This is a genomic window from Geovibrio sp. ADMFC3, assembly GCF_054687035.1.
Genome location: NZ_BAAFZG010000002.1, coordinates 529,019 through 547,697 on the forward strand (window position 1 = coordinate 529,019; position 18,679 = coordinate 547,697).

Genomic DNA, 18,679 nt, shown 5'->3' on the forward strand with positions numbered 1-18,679 from the left:
TGCACTCAAAACATTACATGATAGTATGAACAGCGGAGTTTTTCAATGAGCAAAAACGATGCCGCAGGATAACACTTAATATTTTTTTGAAAAAACATCAAAGAGAATGGAGTCAGCGTGGAAATATGCTGACACTGTATCGAAAACCAGTATTTCCAGCAGCCAGCACTATTTTATGCAAATGCTTACAGCTATAGCATAATCTTTGCCGTGGGAAATGGAGACCTCAATGTCAGGACGCTTTACCCCCTTAACATAAACTTCCGGTGCGCCGCCCCTGACCGGAAGAATCTCAATATCAGAAAAGCCTATTCCTCTCATTCCTGTCTTGAGGGATTTGGAAACAGACTCTTTTGCGGCAAATCTTCCGGCAAGGAAATTGAGCCCGTTTTTATTGCGTTTATAAAAAACCGTCTGTTCACGCTCGGAGAGTATCTTGTTCAGAAATCTCTGCCCGAAACGCCCATAGGCGGATTTTATTCTCTCCATCTCGACAATGTCACACCCCAGCATGGAATGTTGCCCTGTCAATCGCTTCACGCATATCTTTCACAGCCTGAGTAAGTCCGGTAAATATGCTTCTGGCTATGATAGAATGTCCGATATTTAACTCGTGCATCCCCCTAAGGGTCGCAACCTCACCCACGTTCTTGTAGTTAAGTCCGTGTCCGGCATTCACAATGAAGCCTGTCTCAAGGGCAAAGTCAGCAGCAGTGGCAAGCTTGGTAAACTCCCCTCTTTTCTGCATTCTTTTTGCATCGGCGTAGCTGCCTGTGTGAAGCTCAATGTATTTCGCCCCAGTTTCATAAGCCTTTGCTATCTGCCTGTTATCGGGATCAATGAATATACTCACATCGATTCCTGCCGTCATAAGTTTCTCAACAGTATATTTCACCGTATCATAGTTGGAAATGACGTCGAGACCACCCTCAGTGGTAAGCTCTTCGCGCTTTTCAGGCACAAGTGTGCATGTTTCAGGCATTACGGCAAGGGCAATTTCGATTATTTCATCACTGCATGCCATCTCAAGGTTAAGAGGTACATTTATTGTCTCCCTGAGGAGCATAACATCACGTTCGTTTATATGCCTTCTATCTTCACGGAGATGCACGGTTATACCGTCAGCACCGCCAAGTTCCGCAAGAACAGCCGCCTGAACAGGGTCGGGTTCATGCCCTCTTCTTGCCTGACGAACCGTTGCCACATGGTCTATATTTACACCGAGTTTAACCATTACTTCTTACCTATCTCATTTACCACAGTGCATGTTATTTCCTGCGCCATAACTGTTATTTCATCATTATCATGACCTTCGGTCATCACTCTTATTTTGTTTTCCGTGCCGGAATAGCGGACAAGTACCCTGCCTCTGCCTTTGAGCTTTTCTTCCACAGATTTGATGAGTGCAGAAGTTTCGGGCAGTTCTTCCAGAGGTATTTTTTGGTCGACTTTCTGATTGATAAGTACCTGCGGATAAAGTTCAATGAACTTCTTAAGCTCACTCAATGGCTTGCCGGTTCTCCGCATAACTTTCAGAAGCTGGATAGCGCTCACCATTCCGTCTCCGGTGGTGTTGTAGTCAGAAAATATCATATGACCGCTCTGCTCACCGCCGATATTGTATCCGCCCTCAAGCATCCTCGCCAGAACATATCTGTCACCAACCTGGCAGCGCTCAAGGTTTATGCCTATGCCGTTCATGGATTTTTCAAAGCCATAGTTGCTCATCACAGTGGCAACAAGAGTATTGCCGTTAAGCCTGCCCTCCGCCTTCATCTGGCGGGCGCAAATTCCCATGATGATATCGCCGTCAACAACTTCACCGTTTTCATCTGTAAATATAACCCTATCAGCATCTCCGTCAAAGGATATACCTACATCCGCACCCTGTTTTTTAACAAGTTCAGAGCATTTTTCAGGATAAACAGAACCAACACCGTCATTTATATTTCTGCCGTCCGGTTCAACACCAATAGTAGTTACAGCCGCCCCAAGCTCCATCATAGCCATAGGAGCAACCCTGTAGGCGGAACCGTTTGCGCAGTCCATTACAATTTTCATTCCCATAAGGTCAAGATCCTTGTCCAGACTGCTTTTCACAAACTCGACATACCGCCCGACAGCGGTGTCTATCCTGTATGCTTTTCCTATAGTTTCTGCGGATATGGAAATCTCACCGCCGTGGATCATTTTGTCAGTTTTCTCTTCAATGGCGAGTTCCACCTCATCGGGGAGTTTCAGCCCGTCTGAGGAGAAAAACTTTATTCCGTTATCGTAATAGGGATTATGTGAAGCAGAGATAACCACACCTGCGTCAGCACGAAGGCTTCGTGTTATGAAAGCGATGGCAGGAGTGGGAATAACCCCTATCTGCACTGCATCCACACCCATTGAGCAGATTCCCGCAACAAGGGCGTTTTCAAAAAGATAACCGGAAAGCCTTGTATCTTTTCCAACTACTATACGATGAGTTTTCTTGCCGTTTTTAAACTGCTGTGCAGCCGCCTGACCAAGACGAAGAGCAAATGCAGCAGTCATGGGAAAAATATTAGCCCTTCCCCTGACCCCGTCTGTACCGAAATATTTTCTCAATGTTATTCACCTTTCCGTTCGACTCTAATCCTAACTTTGCCGGGGTTTATCTTGAGTACCTGATACCCCTCTGCTCTGCTTGAGCGTATTCTGAATGTATATGAACCCGGTTTATCTATACTTTCAAGATCCACATAGAACTTGATCTTTTTCCCTATGCTTTCAGAAGTAAGAAAATCCTTTCTTCCTTTTACTCTCACAGAGATTTTGTCGTTTATCACGGCAGTAAGATTATCGCTCAGATTAGCTGCAATAACCGGGACATCATCTATTGTTTCCTCGATTATGTTCTCAATGAAGCTCACATACACCTCGACCTGTTCAGGAGCGGAGGTAAGAACACCGTCAGTTTCTTTTATTCCTATGCTGTATGTAAGCCCTTCTTTTTTAGAAGATAGATTCACAGGCTTTGTCTCTATGGCATTTATAGCAGCCAGCTTATTTGTTGCACCCTGAATTTCAACATATTCAGGATAAACCGTAACACTGCCCACCTTAAATCCCGGATGAGGCTCACCTATGAAAGTAGGAACAACTTTTATGGGCTTTTTAACGAGTTTATCTACTGTTATATTAATACCTTCCGGCTCCACACGTACAAATTCCACACCGGAGGGGAGCTTAATTTCATCAGTGGTCAGTCTGTGATACGTATCACCCAGTCCGAGGGAGGAAACATCCACCTCTATAGTAACTGCATTATAGTCCAGAGCCCTCATAAGCCCTCTGGGAGTTTTTGCAAAAACGTTCACGTGCGTATCAGCAGTGACAGCAACAAGCTCGCCCTGCATATTTCTGAGCTTAACCGGAGCGTAAACACTGAACTCCTGATATTCTCCGCTGACAAGCCCGAACCAGAGAGAAACGGCAATAACAACGGAAAGTATTTTCAAATGAAGGTTTTTCATTTCTTTTTACTCCCTTTTCTGTCTGTTTCAAAAAGCTCTTTAAGCTTGACCCTGAGCATTTCAGCATCAAGCTCATCACTTAAAACTCCTCTGTAAGCTACTGTGATAGAACCTTTTTCCTCACTGACAGTAACACTCACAGCGTCAGTTTCCTCTGTTATGCCTATGGCAGCTCTGTGGCGTGTTCCGTAGTTTTTGCCTATATCGACTTTCTTACTCAAGGGGAGAATACACCCTGCCTTGAGAATTTCACCGTCCTTAATTATCACCGCACCGTCATGAAGGGGTGAGTAAGGGATGAATATACTGATTAAAATATCCTTGGTTACAAGGCTTTTAAGAGTCTCACCCGTATCAAGGTAATGTTCAAGATCTGTATTGCCTTCAATAACAATAAGTGCCCCAATCTGTCTGTTGGCAAGGATGCTCGCAGCTTTGACAATTTCATCAAGAACCTTGACCGTAGACTTGTTACCTGCGCCAAGCATTCTTGTTTCACCGAATACGGCAAGGGCACGCCTTATTTCAGGCTGGAAGAGAACAACGAGAGTTATGAAAAGATAACCGGTAAAATTACTTAAGACCCAGCTTGTTGTTTTAAGACCTAAATATTTGGAAGCAAAGGATATAACAATCAGTAAAAGGACACCGAGAATCATCTGTATGGCTCTTGTGCCCTTTATGAGCAGAAGTATCCTGTACGCCACAACGGCGATAATTGTCATGTCGAGAATATCGATCAGCGTTATAAATTTCAAAAACTCAGGCATCACACCCTGCCTTTCTTAAATAATCAACCACCTTAATCATCTCGGCGGTTTCCGCAATATCGTGAGAACGGATGATATCTGCTCCCTTGAAAACAGCAACAGCTTCAAGGGATTTTGTTCCTATAAGCCTCTCCTGAGGCGGTTTTTCAGTTATACCGCCAACCATGGATTTTCTGGACATCCCCACAAGGAGCGGAAAACCCATGGAAGTGAATTCCTCCAGATATTTAAGGATAACGTGATTATCCTTCAAAGTCTTTCCGAACCCGAACCCCGGATCAAAAATTATGGAATCTTCCCTTACACCCGCTTTGACAGCGGCATCCGCCGAATCGTAAAGGAAATTTTTAACATCTTCCAGCAGGTTTCCGTAAACAGGGGAATCCTGCATGCTTTTCGGTTCACCCTTTATATGCATAACACACAAAGCCGCACCAAAATCGGCGCAGACTTTTGCCATGTCCTTATCAAAGGTAAGACCGCTTATATCATTTATCATATCGGCTCCGTTCTCCAGAGCCTTTAGCGCTGTTTTGCTTTTATAAGTGTCTATGGACACAAAAAGATCCATTTTCTTAGCAAGCTGAACAGCAGGAAGGATTCTTGCCATCTCTTCCTCATGGGAAACAGTGTCCGATCCGGGACGGGTAGACTCGCCGCCTATGTCCGCCATATCAGCACCCTGAGCGGCGAATTCAGCAAGCCTTGCTCTCATGGCTTCTTCTTCAGTGAACTTACCCCCATCACTGAAAGAATCAGGAGTCACATTAAAAATACCCATAAGGAGAGGTTTTTCCAGTGAAAATTCCCTTCCGCATGAAAAGAATGAACGTTTTTTTGATTTTGTGAGAAGTGACTTAAGAGATCTGCCTATTTCCGGCAGACCGAAGGGCTGAACGGCAAGCCTGCCGGACAATGCTTTCAGCCCTCTTTCTGTTCCGATGATAAGAACATCTGTTCTTTCTACTGTGCAGTTTACAGTGCCTCTGCATACGGCGGCATCTATACCGCATGCAAGAGCCTCCTGCTTTATAATGTTCCCCTGAGAAGGCTTGAGTCCGCATATTTTAACGGCTCTCGCCACTGCCTTTTCGGCCATTCTCAGGGCATAGGGGTCAACCCCTACCTTTTTCAGTTCATAGATTATCCGCTCTTTTTCAGGCGTTACCTCAAACAGTCTCAACTTGTGCTTCTTCCCCTTCCGTAACTTCGGCGGATTCAGCTTTTTCTTCGCTTTTTCTTTCGATGGGCTTAATCATATCCGGCTCAATCTCACCGGAATTTATTTTACTTATAAGCTCATCTATTTCATGTCCGTCGATCGTTTCTTTTTCAAGGAGAAGTCTGGTAACTGCATGCAGCAGCTCCATATTGCTGTTAAGTATATCTTTAGCGTTGTTATAACCGGTGATTACAAGTCTTTTCACTTCCTCATCGATCATAACAGCCGTAGCTTCGCTGTAGTCTTTGGTGTGTCCGAAGTCACGTCCGAGGAACACCTGCTCGTCCTTGCGTCCGAAAGCGAGGGGTCCCATCTTTTCGCTCATGCCCCATGAGCAGACCATCTTGCGGGCTATATCAGTCGCCCTTTCGATGTCATTGCCAGCTCCGGTGCTTAATCTGCCGTAGATAACCTCTTCGGCGCATCTGCCGGCCATAAGAACCGCAAGCATTCCTTCCATATACTCTTTGGTGTACATGTGTCTGTCATCTTCGGGAAGCTGCTGGGTAACACCGAGAGCCATACCTCTGGGAATGATACTAACCTTATGAACAGGGTCGGCACCTTCGACAAATTTAGCCACAATAGCGTGTCCTGCTTCGTGGTATGCGGTGTTCTCTTTTTCTGCATCTTTAATAACCATGCTGCGTCTTTCCTTGCCCATGGTTACTTTATCTTTTGAGTCCTCGATATCTTTCATGTCAACCTTGTCTTTGTTGCGTCTGGCGGCAAGAAGAGCAGCCTCATTAACAAGGTTTGCAAGTTCCGCTCCGGCAAAACCGGGGGTTCCCTTTGCTATAACCTCAAGATCTACTTCGGAATCAAGGGGTATTTTATTTGTATGAACTTTGAGAATCTGCAATCTTCCCTGCATGTCCGGTCTGGGAACAACGACCTGCCTGTCGAACCTGCCCGGTCTTAAAAGAGCAGGGTCAAGGACATCAGGTCTGTTTGTGGCGGCTATGAGGATAACGCCTTCGTTTGACTCAAAACCGTCCATCTCAACAAGAAGCTGGTTAAGTGTCTGTTCCCTCTCATCGTGTCCTCCGCCGAGACCTGCGCCTCTGTGGCGTCCGACTGCGTCTATCTCGTCCACGAAAATGATGCACGGAGCATGTTTTTTACCCTGATCAAAAAGGTCACGCACACGGGATGCACCCACGCCCACGAACATCTCTACAAAGTCTGAACCGCTAATGCTGAAGAAGTTTACACCAGCTTCACCTGCAACTGCTCTGGCGAGGAGTGTTTTACCTGTTCCCGGAGGCCCCACAAGCAGTACGCCTTTGGGAATCTTTCCGCCGAGCTTCTGAAATTTATGGGGATCCTTGAGAAATTCTATGATCTCCTCAAGTTCTTCCTTCGCTTCTTCAATTCCTGCAACATCCTTGAAAGTAACTTTCTGCTGATCCTGTGTAAGGAGCTTCGCCTTGCTTTTGCCGAAGCTGAAAGCTTTTCCGCCGCCTCCGCCGCCCTGCATCTGGCGCATGAAGAATATCCACACACCAATAAGAAGCAGCATAGGCAGCCATGAGATAAGCACCTGCATATACCAAGGGCTCTTATCAGGGGGACGTGCCGTAATTTTTACTTTATGTTCAACAAGCATCTGCACAAGTTCAGGGTCGTTCGGGGCATAGCTCTCGAACTGGGTTCCGTCCATGTACTGCCCGTTAAGCTTTTCCTGCTTGATAATAACGGATTCAACTTCACCGCTCTGCACGGCTTGGAGAAACTCCGAGTATGATATGTTCTTGATAACCCCCTGAGTTCCTGAAATAATGTTAAACAGGAACACCATAATGAATGCTATAACAAGCCAGAGGGCCATATTTTTATAGAGGTTGTTGTTCATTTCTCCTCCAGATTTCCGAAATCCACAACTTTTATATCCGCAAGGTTTCTGTATTTTCCGTCATAGTCAAGCCCGTATCCAACCACAAACTTATCAGGGATGGAAAAGCCTATGTAATCGGGCGTGAAATCCATTATACGCCTTGAGGGCTTGTCCAGAAGGGCGCACACACCGACATATTCCGGATCACGAACCTTGAGCATCTTTGTAAGATAATTTATAGTATAGCCTGTGTCTACAATATCTTCCACTAGAAGAACACATTTATCTTTCAGTGGTTTATCAATATCGCAAACAAGCTGAACAGAGCCGCTTGACTTGGTGCTTGCGCCCTTGTAGCTGGAAACTGTTATGAACGCAGTTTCAACTGAAGGTTTGTCCAGCTTCCTCACCAGATCCGCCATAAAGATAAACGAACCCTTGAGAACCCCAACCACCAGCAGATCCCTGCCGGCGAAGTCATTGTTGATTTTTTCAGCCATTTCAGCGACTTTAGCGCTTATTCTGTCTTCAGTAATGTAACTCACAAGTGTATGCTTGTTCACGAACCCTCCGCAAATGTCCTATAAATATAAAACAGATTTAAGGACACTGGAACTTTTCAGGAAAAAATACTTTTTAGTCAACGGAACAGGGAAAGTCAAACAAAAATAATCCGTTAATAGTATATTGATTATTCCCCTGCTTCCCTGCGGAGGGAGATGCCGCTGTTCTGAAAAACACTTTCAGCCCAGATAATTTTACCGTCTTTCTCCGCAATAAGAGCCTTGTCTCTGTTAAAAAGTTCAGTTTTAGTATTTATAAATATATCTTTAAGTTTTTTATTTCCTATTCGGTCGCCGTTTTTTCTGGTGCGGATAATAATTTCCGCATCCTCAAGCCCGCCGGAAAAAGTTAAAACACTGCTGTTTATATTTAATTCTGTCTGTCCCGCCTTTTTGACAACATAAACCGGCTTTATCAGCTCTGAGTGGAAAATACGCAGAACACCGTAAGAATATTCCCCGTGAAATCCGTCCGGCAGGTCGATTCTTGCCGATTCACCGCTTTCAGCCAGTTTCAGCACAGCTTCCACATGCCGTTTCGCCGCACGGAAAAATTCCGAAAGCATCCGCCGCACAGCCCACGCCTGTTCAACAGGGCGTAAGGATAAAAGCTCTGAAGCATCAGCAACACAGCATCCGCCGTCAGTACGGCAGAAACTTCCCAGCCGTTTTTCTGTTTCGGAATCAAGCTCCGCAGACTGCTCCATAAGCTGAATAACCTTATCCAGAAAAGCAGGGTTATAGCGTTTGATCTCACCGACTATTCCGCTCCGAACCCAGTTGCGCAGGTAAGCCCCGTCCAGATTGGTTTCATCAAATGTGGTTTCTATCTCGTTATTTTTTATATATTCCAGCACATCTTCCGTGGAGATTTTCAGCATGGGTCGGAAGATGCTGCCTCTTTCCTGTTTTATTCCGCCGAGGGAAAACGGAGACGCACCCTGAAAAACTCTTATGAAAAAGGTTTCTGCCATGTCGTCTTTTGTGTGGGCAGTGAGGATCAGTTCCGCCTGAATTCTCTTTCTGACCAGTTCAAGAACTTCGTATCGCAGCTTTCTTGCCGCATGTTCCAGCCCCTGCCCCTGATATGCGGCAAGCTCCGGAACATTACGTTTTTCCGCATAAAAGGCTATGTCCCTTTTTTCACAGAACAGACGGCAGAATTCCTCATCTCTGTCAGCGTTTTCACCCCTTATCATGTGGTTGACATGACAAGCGTGTAAACTGATGCCCAGCCTTTTAATGTTGAGATAAAGCCAATGGAGAAGAGCGCATGAATCCTTTCCGCCGGAAAAAGCAGCAAGAACAACCCTGCCGCTCAAGACTCCGGCGTTTTCTTCCATGTATGTATCAAAGGATAAAGTCATTCTGTTTGCTGTAAATTTCCGTAAACGCTTTTTTCTTAGCCTCAAACCCCTCACGTCCGAGAAGTCCGTAGGCATATTGTTTTCCTTCTTCAACGCCGGGCTGATCGAAGGGATCAATATCGTAAGCAAGCCCGATTACAGGCACAACATACTGATAAAGCATAAAAAGCTGACCAAGCGTATATTCATCAAGCACATCCACAGTAATCTTCAGCGAAGGCTTGCCTGTATTTTTCAGAGCGGCTTCTGTTGCCTTAAGCTCAACATTGCAGAGTTCGCCCATTGTATGCCCGCTTAAGTAGTCGTAAGCTTCAAAGGATGATTTAATCGGTTTATCACTCTCGTGGTTGAGAACTTCGACAAATGTTACAAGCTTGTCTGAAGGACCTTCCTTAAAAAGCTGAACAAGTGAATGCTGATCCACCACGCCCACAGAAGGAACAGGGGTTGAGCCGAAGAAAACTTCGTTTCCATTCCGGTCATACCTTTTGCCGAGGCTCTCACCCCAGAGCTGGCAGAACCATGCGGAAAATGACTTAAGCCTTGAGCTGTAGGGCATCATAACATTCATGTTGCGCCCTTTGTCCATGTAATACATGTATATTGAAGAGAGAACCAGAACCATCTCATAATTATCATCAATGATTGATGCTCCGCCTTTTATAAGCTTATCTATATCCACTCCCAAAACAGCGGCGGGCAGAAGTCCCACAGGGCTGAGAACGGAATATCTTCCGCCCACGTTTGAGGGAACATCAAACGCACGGAATTTCTTTTCGGATGAAATAGAACGCATAATCCCTTTTTCGGGATCAGTTACAACCACAACTTTCTTGGAAACATCTTTGACATTGCTTTTCAGCCATTCGTAAAGAATATTGAAGTTTGCTGCTGTTTCCACTGTACTCCCGGATTTTGAAATAACACAGAGAAATGTGTCGTCCGGTTCACAAGTGTTCATAATAGATGCCACTTTGGAGGGATCAACGTTGTCAGCAACCCATATCCTTGGCTTGCTGCCTCTTTCCCCGTAGGAAAGGGAGTTGTATCCGAATGGAAGCAGAGCATCGCAGAGTGTCTCAAGCCCCAGAGATGAACCGCCGATACCGGCAACTATAAAGTCATTCACTGAACCTTTTATCTCTTTTGCAAAGCTTTTCATCGCAACGGTATTCTGCCCTTTAAGGTTCGGAAAACCAACGCTTCCGGCGTTCACCAGGTCAATCAGGCGGGAAAGTCCAAGTCTTGCCTTCTCCTTGTACTGCCCGAAGTCCTCTTCGCCCATTCCGCCATCAATAAAAGCGGATGAGACATAGTTATAATCCAGCCTGATTCTTTCCATCGCAAACCTCCAGAAAGCTCAGGGCTTCGCTTAGAGTGCGTACCCTGTGTACATTTTTTAGCACATCCATAAAGGACTTTCCATAATTTTTAGTCAGCAGGCGGTCGTCCAGAACAACCCAAAGCCCCATATCATCCTCATGGCGGAAGAGTCTTCCCACTGCCTGCTTAAAATAAATTACCGCACGGGGAAGAAAAAAATCCATAAAAGGGTTGCCGCCGTTATCTCTGACTTTTTCTGACTTCTGCTTTAAAAAAGCGTCATCAGGATACTCAAACGGCAGCTTATCCAGAACAACGCATTTAAGTCCCGTGTGGGCAAAATCCACGCCTTCACGGAAGATGTTGCAGCCGATGAAGATTCCGCCGGATTCAAGCTCACGGTCACTTATATCCACCATTCCCTGCATAAAAACTTTTTTATACGGCATGGTAGTTTCAAAAAGAGCAGCAAGCTCCTCCATTCTTCTGGTACTGTTGCATATAACAAGCATCGAGCCTTCAAGGCGGGATGCCAGTGACGTATAGATTCCGTCTGCATTTTTGTCGTTCCACAAACCTTTAGGGACATAAATCCGTCCCCTGTTCTCATAGTCAAACACTGCGCCGGTTTTCAGGGCATTGACTTCATCAGCCTCATACCCAAGTTCAGAAAGGAAATAACCGAAGCTGTCCCCAGCGGTGAGGGTTGCGCTTATGAAGACTGGAGAAACACACGTTCCCTTAAGCCCTTCACGGAAGTTGTCACCGGCGGTGAGGGGAATGAACTTAACGGTAAATGTACCAGCCCCCGCCTCGCAAAGCCTGACACCCTCTTCTTCTCCCCTTATGGGGGCAAGAGCGGCTTTAAGTTTTGTGAATGTATCTTTTATTTCTTTTTCGGTTCGGTCCTCTATTATTCTGAAAACAGCCTCAAGGTATCTGTCCACATCGCCCTGCATCTGCTCAAGGAGCATACGGCTTTCCTTAACATTCGCCAGAAGAGAGTTGTATGCCCCTGTCGCAGTTTCCACCTCTTTCGGGGAAAAGAGCGCCTTATTCTCACGTATCAGAGACATAAAGCTCCGCAGGTTCAGATCACTGCCTGCAAATTGCGGATAAATATCCGGCAGTGCGTGGGCTTCATCAAATATTACATGCTCGGCAAAGTCGAAAACAGCGCCGAACTCGCTTTTGTTCTTCATGGCTATATCGCTGGCGATGAGATGGTGATTGGTAACAATGATATCCGATGAGTTGGCGGCTTCTTTTGCCCTGTAGAATGAGCAATGAGTATAAAACTGACAGCCGCTGCCTGTACATTGATAGCTGTCTGCGGTCATTTTTTCCACAACCTCGCCGCCGAAAACGCCGGAGGGGATCTCAATCACATAATCTTCTGCAATGCTCTCAAACCATTTTACAGCATCGGGATAAAAACTTGAGTTCGGATAAACCAAACGAAAAAAACGCTCATGGCAGAAATAATTGCGCCGTCCCTTAAGGTAATACACCGCAGGAGAATGCCCGAAAAGCTTTGAGGCTATAGGTATATCCTTATTAAGTATCTGAAGCATGAGCTGTTTTGTTTTGGTGGAAATGATAATTTTCCGCTCAAGTTCAAGGGCGGGGATAAGGTACGACAGAGTCTTGCCCGAACCTGTGGGGGCTTCCACCACGGCGGGAGTATGACCGTTCATTGATTTATGGATGAAGTCCGCTATCTCTGCCTGCTGTTTCCTTGGTCTGTATCCGCCAAGAACAGAGGGCAGAAAGTCTTCATCTTCAAAGTATTTTTTTATCGTCATATTATCACGGAGAATTTATATCACACGAAACAGGAAGTATAAACTTATATTTATGCTGTCTCTGAATCGGGTTAATATATAATGATAGCCGAAAGAGAACAAAACATCTTTTTTAAGCGTCTTTTTTCTGATAGAATTTCTACCCGTCGGAGAGTTAAATGTTCAGAAAATTATCAGCAGTCATAATTCTTTTTATAATGTGCGTAAGCTGCGGAGCCGTTAAGCAGGATAAAACCGCAGAAAACAACGATCAGCAGAAGCCGGAGGCTGTGGCTCCTGTTCATCCGGAAAGCCAGCCTGATGCATCGGATTCCAGCAGGGTTACACCCACTGTTCTGGCAATACGCAAAATTGAAGACAGCGTGGTAAATATCCGCACCGAAAAAACTGTTGAAACAAATGTCAGCCCTTTTTTCAATGACCCTTTCTTTGATGATTTCTTTGGAATGCGCAAACGCAGCTACAAGACTCAAAGCTTGGGTTCAGGGGTTTTTGTCCATGAGGACGGAACAGTTGTCACCAATTACCACGTAGTTAAGGACGCAACTACAATATTTGTAATTACCCGTGATAACGCAAATTATGAAGCGGAATTTATCGGCGGTGACGAGGCTATTGACCTTGCTGTTCTCAAAATAAAAGATGATAACAAAAAATTTCCCGCAGCAACGCTCGGCACCAGCTCTGACATTATGCTCGGAGAACCTATAATAGCCATAGGCAATCCATACGGACTAAGCAGTTCAGTAACCACAGGGGTAATCAGCGCCACGGCCAGAATGATGAACATCGGCAATAACTACAGTGTATTTATTCAAACTGATGCCCTTATAAACCCCGGGAATTCGGGCGGTCCGCTTATTAATATAAACGGTGAAGTAATAGGAATAAACACAGCCATCCACCGTCAGGCTCAGGGTATAGGCTTTTCAATCCCTGCCGACACCATAAAAAGAGTTCTCCCGGAAATTGCCAAAAACGGCAAACTCCGCAGGGGGCATGTGGGCTTCACTGTCAAAGACACTGCCAAAGGGGATGATGTTGTTCCGGTGATCGAATCTGTGGAGAAAAACTCCAATGCCGCAGAAATAGGGCTCAAAACCGGTGATGAGGTAATCGAACTCGGCGGTGTACCCATAAACAGTGAGGAGGTAATGTATCACATCCTCCGCAGCTATCCTCCCGGCTCCGCTGTTGAAATAGGCATCAGAAGACCGGACGGCACATTTAAAGGACGGCTCGTACTCACTGAAAGACCATCAGATTTCGGATTAAAATATCTGGATACTAAATACGGTATTGCGGTGATCGAGAAAGACGGCTATCTTACCGTGGCAAAAAGCGGAAACGCTAAGTATATTCGTGAAGGGGATATGGTTATCGCCTTCAACAACACGGAGATGGACAGCCTCGACCAGTTAAGTCAGATGATCGAGGATAATCAGGATAAAGCGTTTCTCCTCACCGTGTACAGGGACGGCAGACTGCTTCAGGTAAAGCTGAATCCCTAATTAATAGTGATAAAAACTACATCCTGTGTTTTTATCACACACGCTCGCGCCTCGGTAAACGAGGCTTCGCTTCGCACGGCGGGCGGCACATCAACGTGCCCTAAAAGTTGAATAATAAAACACTAAATATACTGGGAGTATTAATGAGCAAGGCTTTTCTTGTGCTGGAAGACGGCACTGTTTTTGAAGGAAAAAGTTTCGGGGCGGAAGGAACGTCCGAAGGTGAAGTAGTTTTTAATACCTCTATTACAGGCTATCAGGAAATACTCACCGACCCCTCATACTACGGGCAGATGGTGGCGATGACCTACCCCCTCATAGGCAACTACGGTGTAAATGAGGAAGACTTTGAGGCCGACCGCCCTTACCTCTCCGCATTTATAGTAAAAGAACACAGCAGGGTTCACTCCAACTACAGGTCAAATGGAAGCCTCGGCGATTTCCTGAAAAAATACGGAGTAATCGGCATTGAAGGCATAGATACCAGAAAGCTTGTACGCCATATCAGGGAAAGAGGCTCAATGAACGCCGTTATCACCACCCAGACGGAAGACCTTGAAGCCCTTAAAAAGCAGGCGGCAGCCATTCAGACCATTATAGGCAAAGACCTTGTAAAAGAAGTGACCTGCAAAAAGCCCTACGAATGGACACAGACAAGCTGGCAGCTTGGCGAGGGATACAACAACCTTGAAAAACCCAAATATCACATAGTCGCAGTAGACTTCGGTATAAAAAGAAACATTCTCCGTAATATGGCTGACCTCGGCTGTAAAGTTACCGTGGTTCCCGCTGATTCAAAGATTGAAGAAATTGACGCTCTCAAACCGGACGGTGTATTCCTCTCAAACGGACCGGGCGACCCTGAAGCCGTTACATACGGTATAGAGCTTACAAAGCAGCTTGTGGGCAAATACCCGATGTTCGGGATATGCCTTGGCAACCAGATACTTGGTCTCGCCCTCGGAGGAAAAACATACAAGCTCAAATTCGGTCATCACGGCGGCAATCAGCCTGTTATGGACAGCGAGACGGGCAAAGTAGAGATAACAGCACAGAACCACTGCTTTGCTGTGGATGTTGACAGCCTCGGAGATCAGGTGGAAGTAACTCACATGAATCTCAACGATAAAACAGTCGAGGGTCTTAAACATAAAAAATACCCTATATTCTCCGTTCAGTACCACCCCGAAAACGGACCCGGGCCCCACGACGCCACTTATCTTTTCAAAAGATTTGTGGACATGATCGAGGAGTGCAAGGCGTAAGGGATGGTTAAAAAAATCATCGCAGCCGTTGTTGTTACAGCGGCTTTAGCCTTTGCTGCAACTGCTGTTCTGGGCATCTGGATAGTCAAGTGCGAAAAGTTCCTTGAAACAACGGAAATCACCCTTGAACTGGATCTGCCTAAAAACAGTAATTTCAATGAATTTTATGAAAGGGTGTTCGCCCATCTGAACACCCCTCCCTACTTCAGAGAATATCTTATCCGTGTAAAAAAAGCCGACCGCAGGATAAAATATGGATACTACCGTGCAGAAAATACACTGCTGAAGGATTATCTTGAAAATATTCTCAGAGGCACGCAGTCCACACTGAAAGTTACAATCCCTGAAGGCTACAATATACACGATATAGCGGCGGTTCTGGAAAATACCAAAATCATCAATGCTGAAGAATTTCTCAAAACAGCGCTGGATGATTCATTCATATTCAGCCTGACAGGCGTTCAGGCACCGACAATTGAAGGATTTCTTTATCCCGACACCTACTTTTTTCCTCCATATACCAAAGCTGACTACATAATCCGCACAATGTACATGAACTTTCAGCGCAATCTGCCGGAAGATTTTGACGCACGGGCAGAAGAAAAAGGCTTAAGCTTTTATGATGCGCTGATCCTTGCCTCCATTGTCCAGAAAGAAACATATATAGATGAAGAGGCAAAGACAGTTGCATCTGTTTTTTATAACAGGCTGAAAAAACGAATGCGGCTTCAGGCTGATCCCACTATTATATACGGCAAATACGCCGAATTTGACGGCAATATCCGCAAAGAAGACATCAAAGACGGTGAAAACCCTTACAACACATATGTGATCAGAGGTCTCCCCCCCACTCCTATCTCAAACCCGGACAGACAGTCCCTTGAAGCTGCTGCCTATCCGGCGGACACGCCCTTCCTCTATTTTGTGGCGAGGCAGGACGGAACTCACGTTTTTTCAAAGACATATGACGAACACCGCAGACAGGTTTATCTGCATCAGATAAGAAGAGGCAAATAATGAGAGTAGCCGCCATAGACATAGGCTCAAACGCAGTAAGGCTCATAATAGCCGATATAGAACACGGAGTTCTTACTGAAATTGTTCACTCCGACAGAATAATAACCAGACTCGGCAGCGGGCTGAAGAATACCGGCAGAATATCTGAGGAATCTGTATTAAAAACACTGATAGCTCTACAAAAATTTATTACAGCAGCATCTGAGCATAAGTCGGAAAAAATAACCGCAGTGGCAACAAGTGCTGTGCGTGAATGTACTAATAAAGACGATTTGCTGATACCTGCAAAGGAAATAGGCATAGATATAAGTGTTATAAACGGTGAAACCGAAGCAGCACTGGAGCTTGCGGGAGTTCAGGCGGGTATTGAAACCGGCGGGCAGAGAACTCTTATTTTTGATATAGGCGGAGGCTCCACCGAATTTATTTACACTGAGCCGAATGTGCCAGCAAAGGTTATGAGCATTCCCCTCGGAGTTGTGAAAATGGCAGACTCCTATAACTTCCGTGAGCCTTGCATCGAAGAACATATGGACAGGATACGCATCCCTCTTTTCACCATCCTGAATGACGTGAAAAATGAGATGGATTTTCAGCCGGAATTACTAATCGGCAGTGCGGGCACACCCACAACCCTCGCAGCCATTGATCTGGGGATGACAACATACGACTGGAAAAAAATAAACGGATACCCCTTGAAAAAATCGAGGATAGAACAAATATTCTCAAGGTTATGCTCGCTCTCGTCAGAGGAAAGACTTTCTATTCCCGGTATGGAAAAAGGAAGAGAGGATCTGCTCATCCCCGGAACTCTGATAACTCTGGAGCTTATGAGTATGACAGGTATGGACACTCTTACAGTGTCCGATTTTGGTTTGAGGGAGGGTCTTGCTGTTGCAGCCGCTGTCAGTTAGTTTTATCGTAACACCTTTTGTAACGGGCTTTGTTGGTTATGTAACCAACTGGCTTGCCATCAAAATGCTTTTCCGCCCCCACAAGCGCAGGTGGTACTCCTTCGGCTGGATAGGTGTGATCCCACGCAACCGTTCAAAGCTTGCCTCCAAAGTCGGTATTATGGTGGGTGAAAAACTCATCGGAGAAGAGGAAATAGCAAAGGCTGTCAAATCAGACAACGTGCAGAGTGCTATATCCGATACAATTGAAAAAGAACTTGAAAATTTTCTAAAGACAGACCATGGAAGCATAAGCGATATCTTAGAGAAAATCGGTCTCCATGAAGAGACAGTGATAAAGAAACTCTCCGATATCCTTGCAGATGAAACAACCCTAAACAGCATAAGCGAGGCTCTTTCATCCATAACAGCTCCTATGCTTGAGCGGCTGGCAGATACGGAGCTGAACACTCTTGCTCCCGAAGGCGGTCTCGAACCTGTTATAAGGAAAGTTTTTACCGAAGGTAAATGGCAGCCCGCCGTTATAAACGAAATATCAAACAGGCTTAACAACCTTGTTCTTTCCGGCAAATCCTTTTCCGACCTGTTGCCTGATAAGCTCAATCAATCCACAGGAAAAGTGGCGGACTTTCTCACTGACAAGGCTCTGGATATTCTGGATAAACTTTTTGAGGATGAAAATTCAAGAAAAAAGGTTGCGGAAAGACTCATAAGCCTCAAAGACAGCATGTTCGGCGGCAGCGGGTTTGATCAGCTCAAGCTAGGCTTTCTCAATATGTTTCTCAATGAGGACAGTATAAACGACCTTGTTCAGGAGCATCTGCCTAAACTGATTAATGGAATCAAAACAGATCCGGCGCTCAAACAGCGCATCTCAAAAGGGATCAAAGGTAAAATTGACGAATTTCTCAAGAAACCTCTTTACGCCCATGCGGGCAAAATAGGCTTTGAAACAATATACGAAGTCAGAAGTGATTACATCACCCGCATTCAGAAATACCTTTCTTCAGAAAGCTTTGCCGAAAGCATATCAAAAGCCGCCTGCATGATGCTCGAAGAGAGGGGAGCCACAATAGGCTCGGCGGCGAAAATGATAGGAATAGACCTCAAAAACGAAGGTACTGCGTCTGCGCTCATCACAAGGCTTGCCGGCTCAGGTGTACTAAAAAACACTCTGCCCCATGCAATATACAAAATACTAAAAAGCATAAGAGCTGCAAACTTATATGACGGCATGCCTAAGAAATCATTTTTTGCCGTTAAGGCAAAACTCACAGATGAGATAAACATTCTTCTGGAAAAAAATGTGCCGGGCATGGTGCGTGCGGTTGATCTGCCGGGAATCGTTGAGAAAAAAATAAATACACTAAATCTTTATGAGGTTGAGGATATTCTCTTCGACTTCATGAAGGACCAGTTCAAATGGATCAACAGACTCGGTTTTGTTCTGGGTTTTATTTTCGGGCTTGTTCAGGTTGCTGTGCTTATTTTTATGCAGACCCAATAACATATTACGCAAGCTAACTAAAAATTACTTCTTGCAAAATGACTTACAAATACAATATTCTGGCTACTAATTTATATG

At 45.3% G+C, this 18,679-nt stretch carries 16 protein-coding genes; 5 read left to right on the plus strand and 11 right to left on the minus strand.

Features of this window, described 5'->3' with window-relative positions; all coding sequences use genetic code 11:
• Positions 1-168: 168 nt before the first annotated feature.
• The 11 genes from acpS to ACYRYY_RS02870 all read right to left on the minus strand — a co-directional run bounded on the left by acpS (position 169) and on the right by ACYRYY_RS02870 (position 12,387).
• The gene (acpS, locus tag ACYRYY_RS02820; protein WP_460213977.1) at positions 169-513 is read right to left on the minus strand and encodes a holo-ACP synthase; all 345 of its coding nucleotides are present in this window, start codon (positions 511-513) and stop codon (positions 169-171) included.
• Entirely contained in the window at positions 500-1,234 is a 735-nt protein-coding gene (locus tag ACYRYY_RS02825; RefSeq protein WP_460213978.1) for a pyridoxine 5'-phosphate synthase, read from the minus strand. The genes acpS and ACYRYY_RS02825 overlap by 14 nt, the downstream gene beginning before the upstream one ends.
• Positions 1,234-2,592 carry a phosphoglucosamine mutase gene (glmM, locus tag ACYRYY_RS02830; RefSeq protein ID WP_460213979.1) on the minus strand — a complete coding sequence of 453 codons (1,359 nt, stop codon included), beginning with the start codon at positions 2,590-2,592 and terminating at the stop codon, positions 1,234-1,236. The genes ACYRYY_RS02825 and glmM overlap by 1 nt, the downstream gene beginning before the upstream one ends.
• A gap of 2 nt (positions 2,593-2,594) precedes the next feature.
• Positions 2,595-3,500, minus strand: a complete 906-nt coding sequence (locus tag ACYRYY_RS02835; RefSeq protein WP_460213980.1) for a CdaR family protein — start codon at positions 3,498-3,500, stop codon at positions 2,595-2,597.
• On the minus strand, positions 3,497-4,270 hold the full coding sequence (gene cdaA / locus ACYRYY_RS02840) for a diadenylate cyclase CdaA (protein WP_460213981.1): 774 nt from the start codon (positions 4,268-4,270) through the stop codon (positions 3,497-3,499). Before cdaA ends, ACYRYY_RS02835 begins: the two co-directional genes overlap by 4 nt.
• A complete protein-coding gene (folP, locus tag ACYRYY_RS02845; RefSeq protein ID WP_460213982.1) occupies positions 4,263-5,453 on the minus strand; it encodes a dihydropteroate synthase in 1,191 nt (396 codons plus the stop codon). The genes cdaA and folP overlap by 8 nt, the downstream gene beginning before the upstream one ends.
• On the minus strand, positions 5,440-7,347 hold the full coding sequence (gene ftsH, locus ACYRYY_RS02850) for an ATP-dependent zinc metalloprotease FtsH (RefSeq protein WP_460213983.1): 1,908 nt from the start codon (positions 7,345-7,347) through the stop codon (positions 5,440-5,442). The genes folP and ftsH overlap by 14 nt, the downstream gene beginning before the upstream one ends.
• A complete protein-coding gene (hpt, locus tag ACYRYY_RS02855) occupies positions 7,344-7,892 on the minus strand; it encodes a hypoxanthine phosphoribosyltransferase (protein WP_460213984.1) in 549 nt (182 codons plus the stop codon). The genes ftsH and hpt overlap by 4 nt, the downstream gene beginning before the upstream one ends.
• A 128-nt stretch (positions 7,893-8,020) precedes the next feature.
• Complete coding sequence (gene tilS, locus ACYRYY_RS02860; protein WP_460213985.1) at positions 8,021-9,259, minus strand: tRNA lysidine(34) synthetase TilS; 1,239 nt, start codon at positions 9,257-9,259, stop codon at positions 8,021-8,023.
• Entirely contained in the window at positions 9,243-10,601 is a 1,359-nt protein-coding gene (locus ACYRYY_RS02865; protein WP_460213986.1) for a glucose-6-phosphate isomerase, read from the minus strand. Before ACYRYY_RS02865 ends, tilS begins: the two co-directional genes overlap by 17 nt.
• Complete coding sequence (locus tag ACYRYY_RS02870; protein ID WP_460213987.1) at positions 10,576-12,387, minus strand: ATP-dependent DNA helicase; 1,812 nt, start codon at positions 12,385-12,387, stop codon at positions 10,576-10,578. The genes ACYRYY_RS02865 and ACYRYY_RS02870 overlap by 26 nt, the downstream gene beginning before the upstream one ends.
• Positions 12,388-12,545: 158 nt before the next feature.
• Here ACYRYY_RS02870 and ACYRYY_RS02875 point away from each other — a divergent pair, with 158 nt between their 5' ends.
• The 5 genes from ACYRYY_RS02875 to ACYRYY_RS02895 all read left to right on the plus strand — a co-directional run bounded on the left by ACYRYY_RS02875 (position 12,546) and on the right by ACYRYY_RS02895 (position 18,601).
• Positions 12,546-13,898, plus strand: a complete 1,353-nt coding sequence (locus ACYRYY_RS02875) for a S1C family serine protease (RefSeq protein WP_460213988.1) — start codon at positions 12,546-12,548, stop codon at positions 13,896-13,898.
• A 143-nt stretch (positions 13,899-14,041) separates the two neighbouring features.
• On the plus strand, positions 14,042-15,163 hold the full coding sequence (gene carA, locus ACYRYY_RS02880; RefSeq protein ID WP_460213989.1) for a glutamine-hydrolyzing carbamoyl-phosphate synthase small subunit: 1,122 nt from the start codon (positions 14,042-14,044) through the stop codon (positions 15,161-15,163).
• Between the two features lie 3 nt (positions 15,164-15,166).
• Positions 15,167-16,180 (plus strand): endolytic transglycosylase MltG, encoded by a 1,014-nt coding sequence (gene mltG / locus ACYRYY_RS02885; protein WP_460213990.1) that lies wholly within the window; start codon positions 15,167-15,169, stop codon positions 16,178-16,180.
• The gene (locus ACYRYY_RS02890; RefSeq protein ID WP_460213991.1) at positions 16,180-17,094 is read left to right on the plus strand and encodes a Ppx/GppA phosphatase family protein; all 915 of its coding nucleotides are present in this window, start codon (positions 16,180-16,182) and stop codon (positions 17,092-17,094) included. Before mltG ends, ACYRYY_RS02890 begins: the two co-directional genes overlap by 1 nt.
• A complete protein-coding gene (locus ACYRYY_RS02895; RefSeq protein ID WP_460213992.1) occupies positions 17,075-18,601 on the plus strand; it encodes a DUF445 family protein in 1,527 nt (508 codons plus the stop codon). Before ACYRYY_RS02890 ends, ACYRYY_RS02895 begins: the two co-directional genes overlap by 20 nt.
• Positions 18,602-18,679 lie beyond the last annotated feature (78 nt).

Excerpts from the sequence above, each read along its gene's own strand:
- ACYRYY_RS02870 (WP_460213987.1), bottom strand. The coding sequence starts at position 12,387 with ATGACGATAAAAAAATACTTTGAAGATGAAGACTTTCTGCCCTCTGTT.
- ACYRYY_RS02835 (WP_460213980.1), bottom strand. The coding sequence starts at position 3,500 with ATGAAAAACCTTCATTTGAAAATACTTTCCGTTGTTATTGCCGTTTCT.
- acpS (WP_460213977.1), bottom strand. The coding sequence starts at position 513 with ATGCTGGGGTGTGACATTGTCGAGATGGAGAGAATAAAATCCGCCTAT.
- cdaA (WP_460213981.1), bottom strand. The coding sequence starts at position 4,270 with ATGCCTGAGTTTTTGAAATTTATAACGCTGATCGATATTCTCGACATG.
- ACYRYY_RS02865 (WP_460213986.1), bottom strand. The coding sequence starts at position 10,601 with ATGGAAAGAATCAGGCTGGATTATAACTATGTCTCATCCGCTTTTATT.
- ACYRYY_RS02890 (WP_460213991.1), top strand. The coding sequence starts at position 16,180 with ATGAGAGTAGCCGCCATAGACATAGGCTCAAACGCAGTAAGGCTCATA.
- carA (WP_460213989.1), top strand. The coding sequence starts at position 14,042 with ATGAGCAAGGCTTTTCTTGTGCTGGAAGACGGCACTGTTTTTGAAGGA.
- ftsH (WP_460213983.1), bottom strand. The coding sequence starts at position 7,347 with ATGAACAACAACCTCTATAAAAATATGGCCCTCTGGCTTGTTATAGCA.
- mltG (WP_460213990.1), top strand. The coding sequence starts at position 15,167 with ATGGTTAAAAAAATCATCGCAGCCGTTGTTGTTACAGCGGCTTTAGCC.
- tilS (WP_460213985.1), bottom strand. The coding sequence starts at position 9,259 with ATGACTTTATCCTTTGATACATACATGGAAGAAAACGCCGGAGTCTTG.
- ACYRYY_RS02825 (WP_460213978.1), bottom strand. The coding sequence starts at position 1,234 with ATGGTTAAACTCGGTGTAAATATAGACCATGTGGCAACGGTTCGTCAG.
- ACYRYY_RS02875 (WP_460213988.1), top strand. The coding sequence starts at position 12,546 with ATGTTCAGAAAATTATCAGCAGTCATAATTCTTTTTATAATGTGCGTA.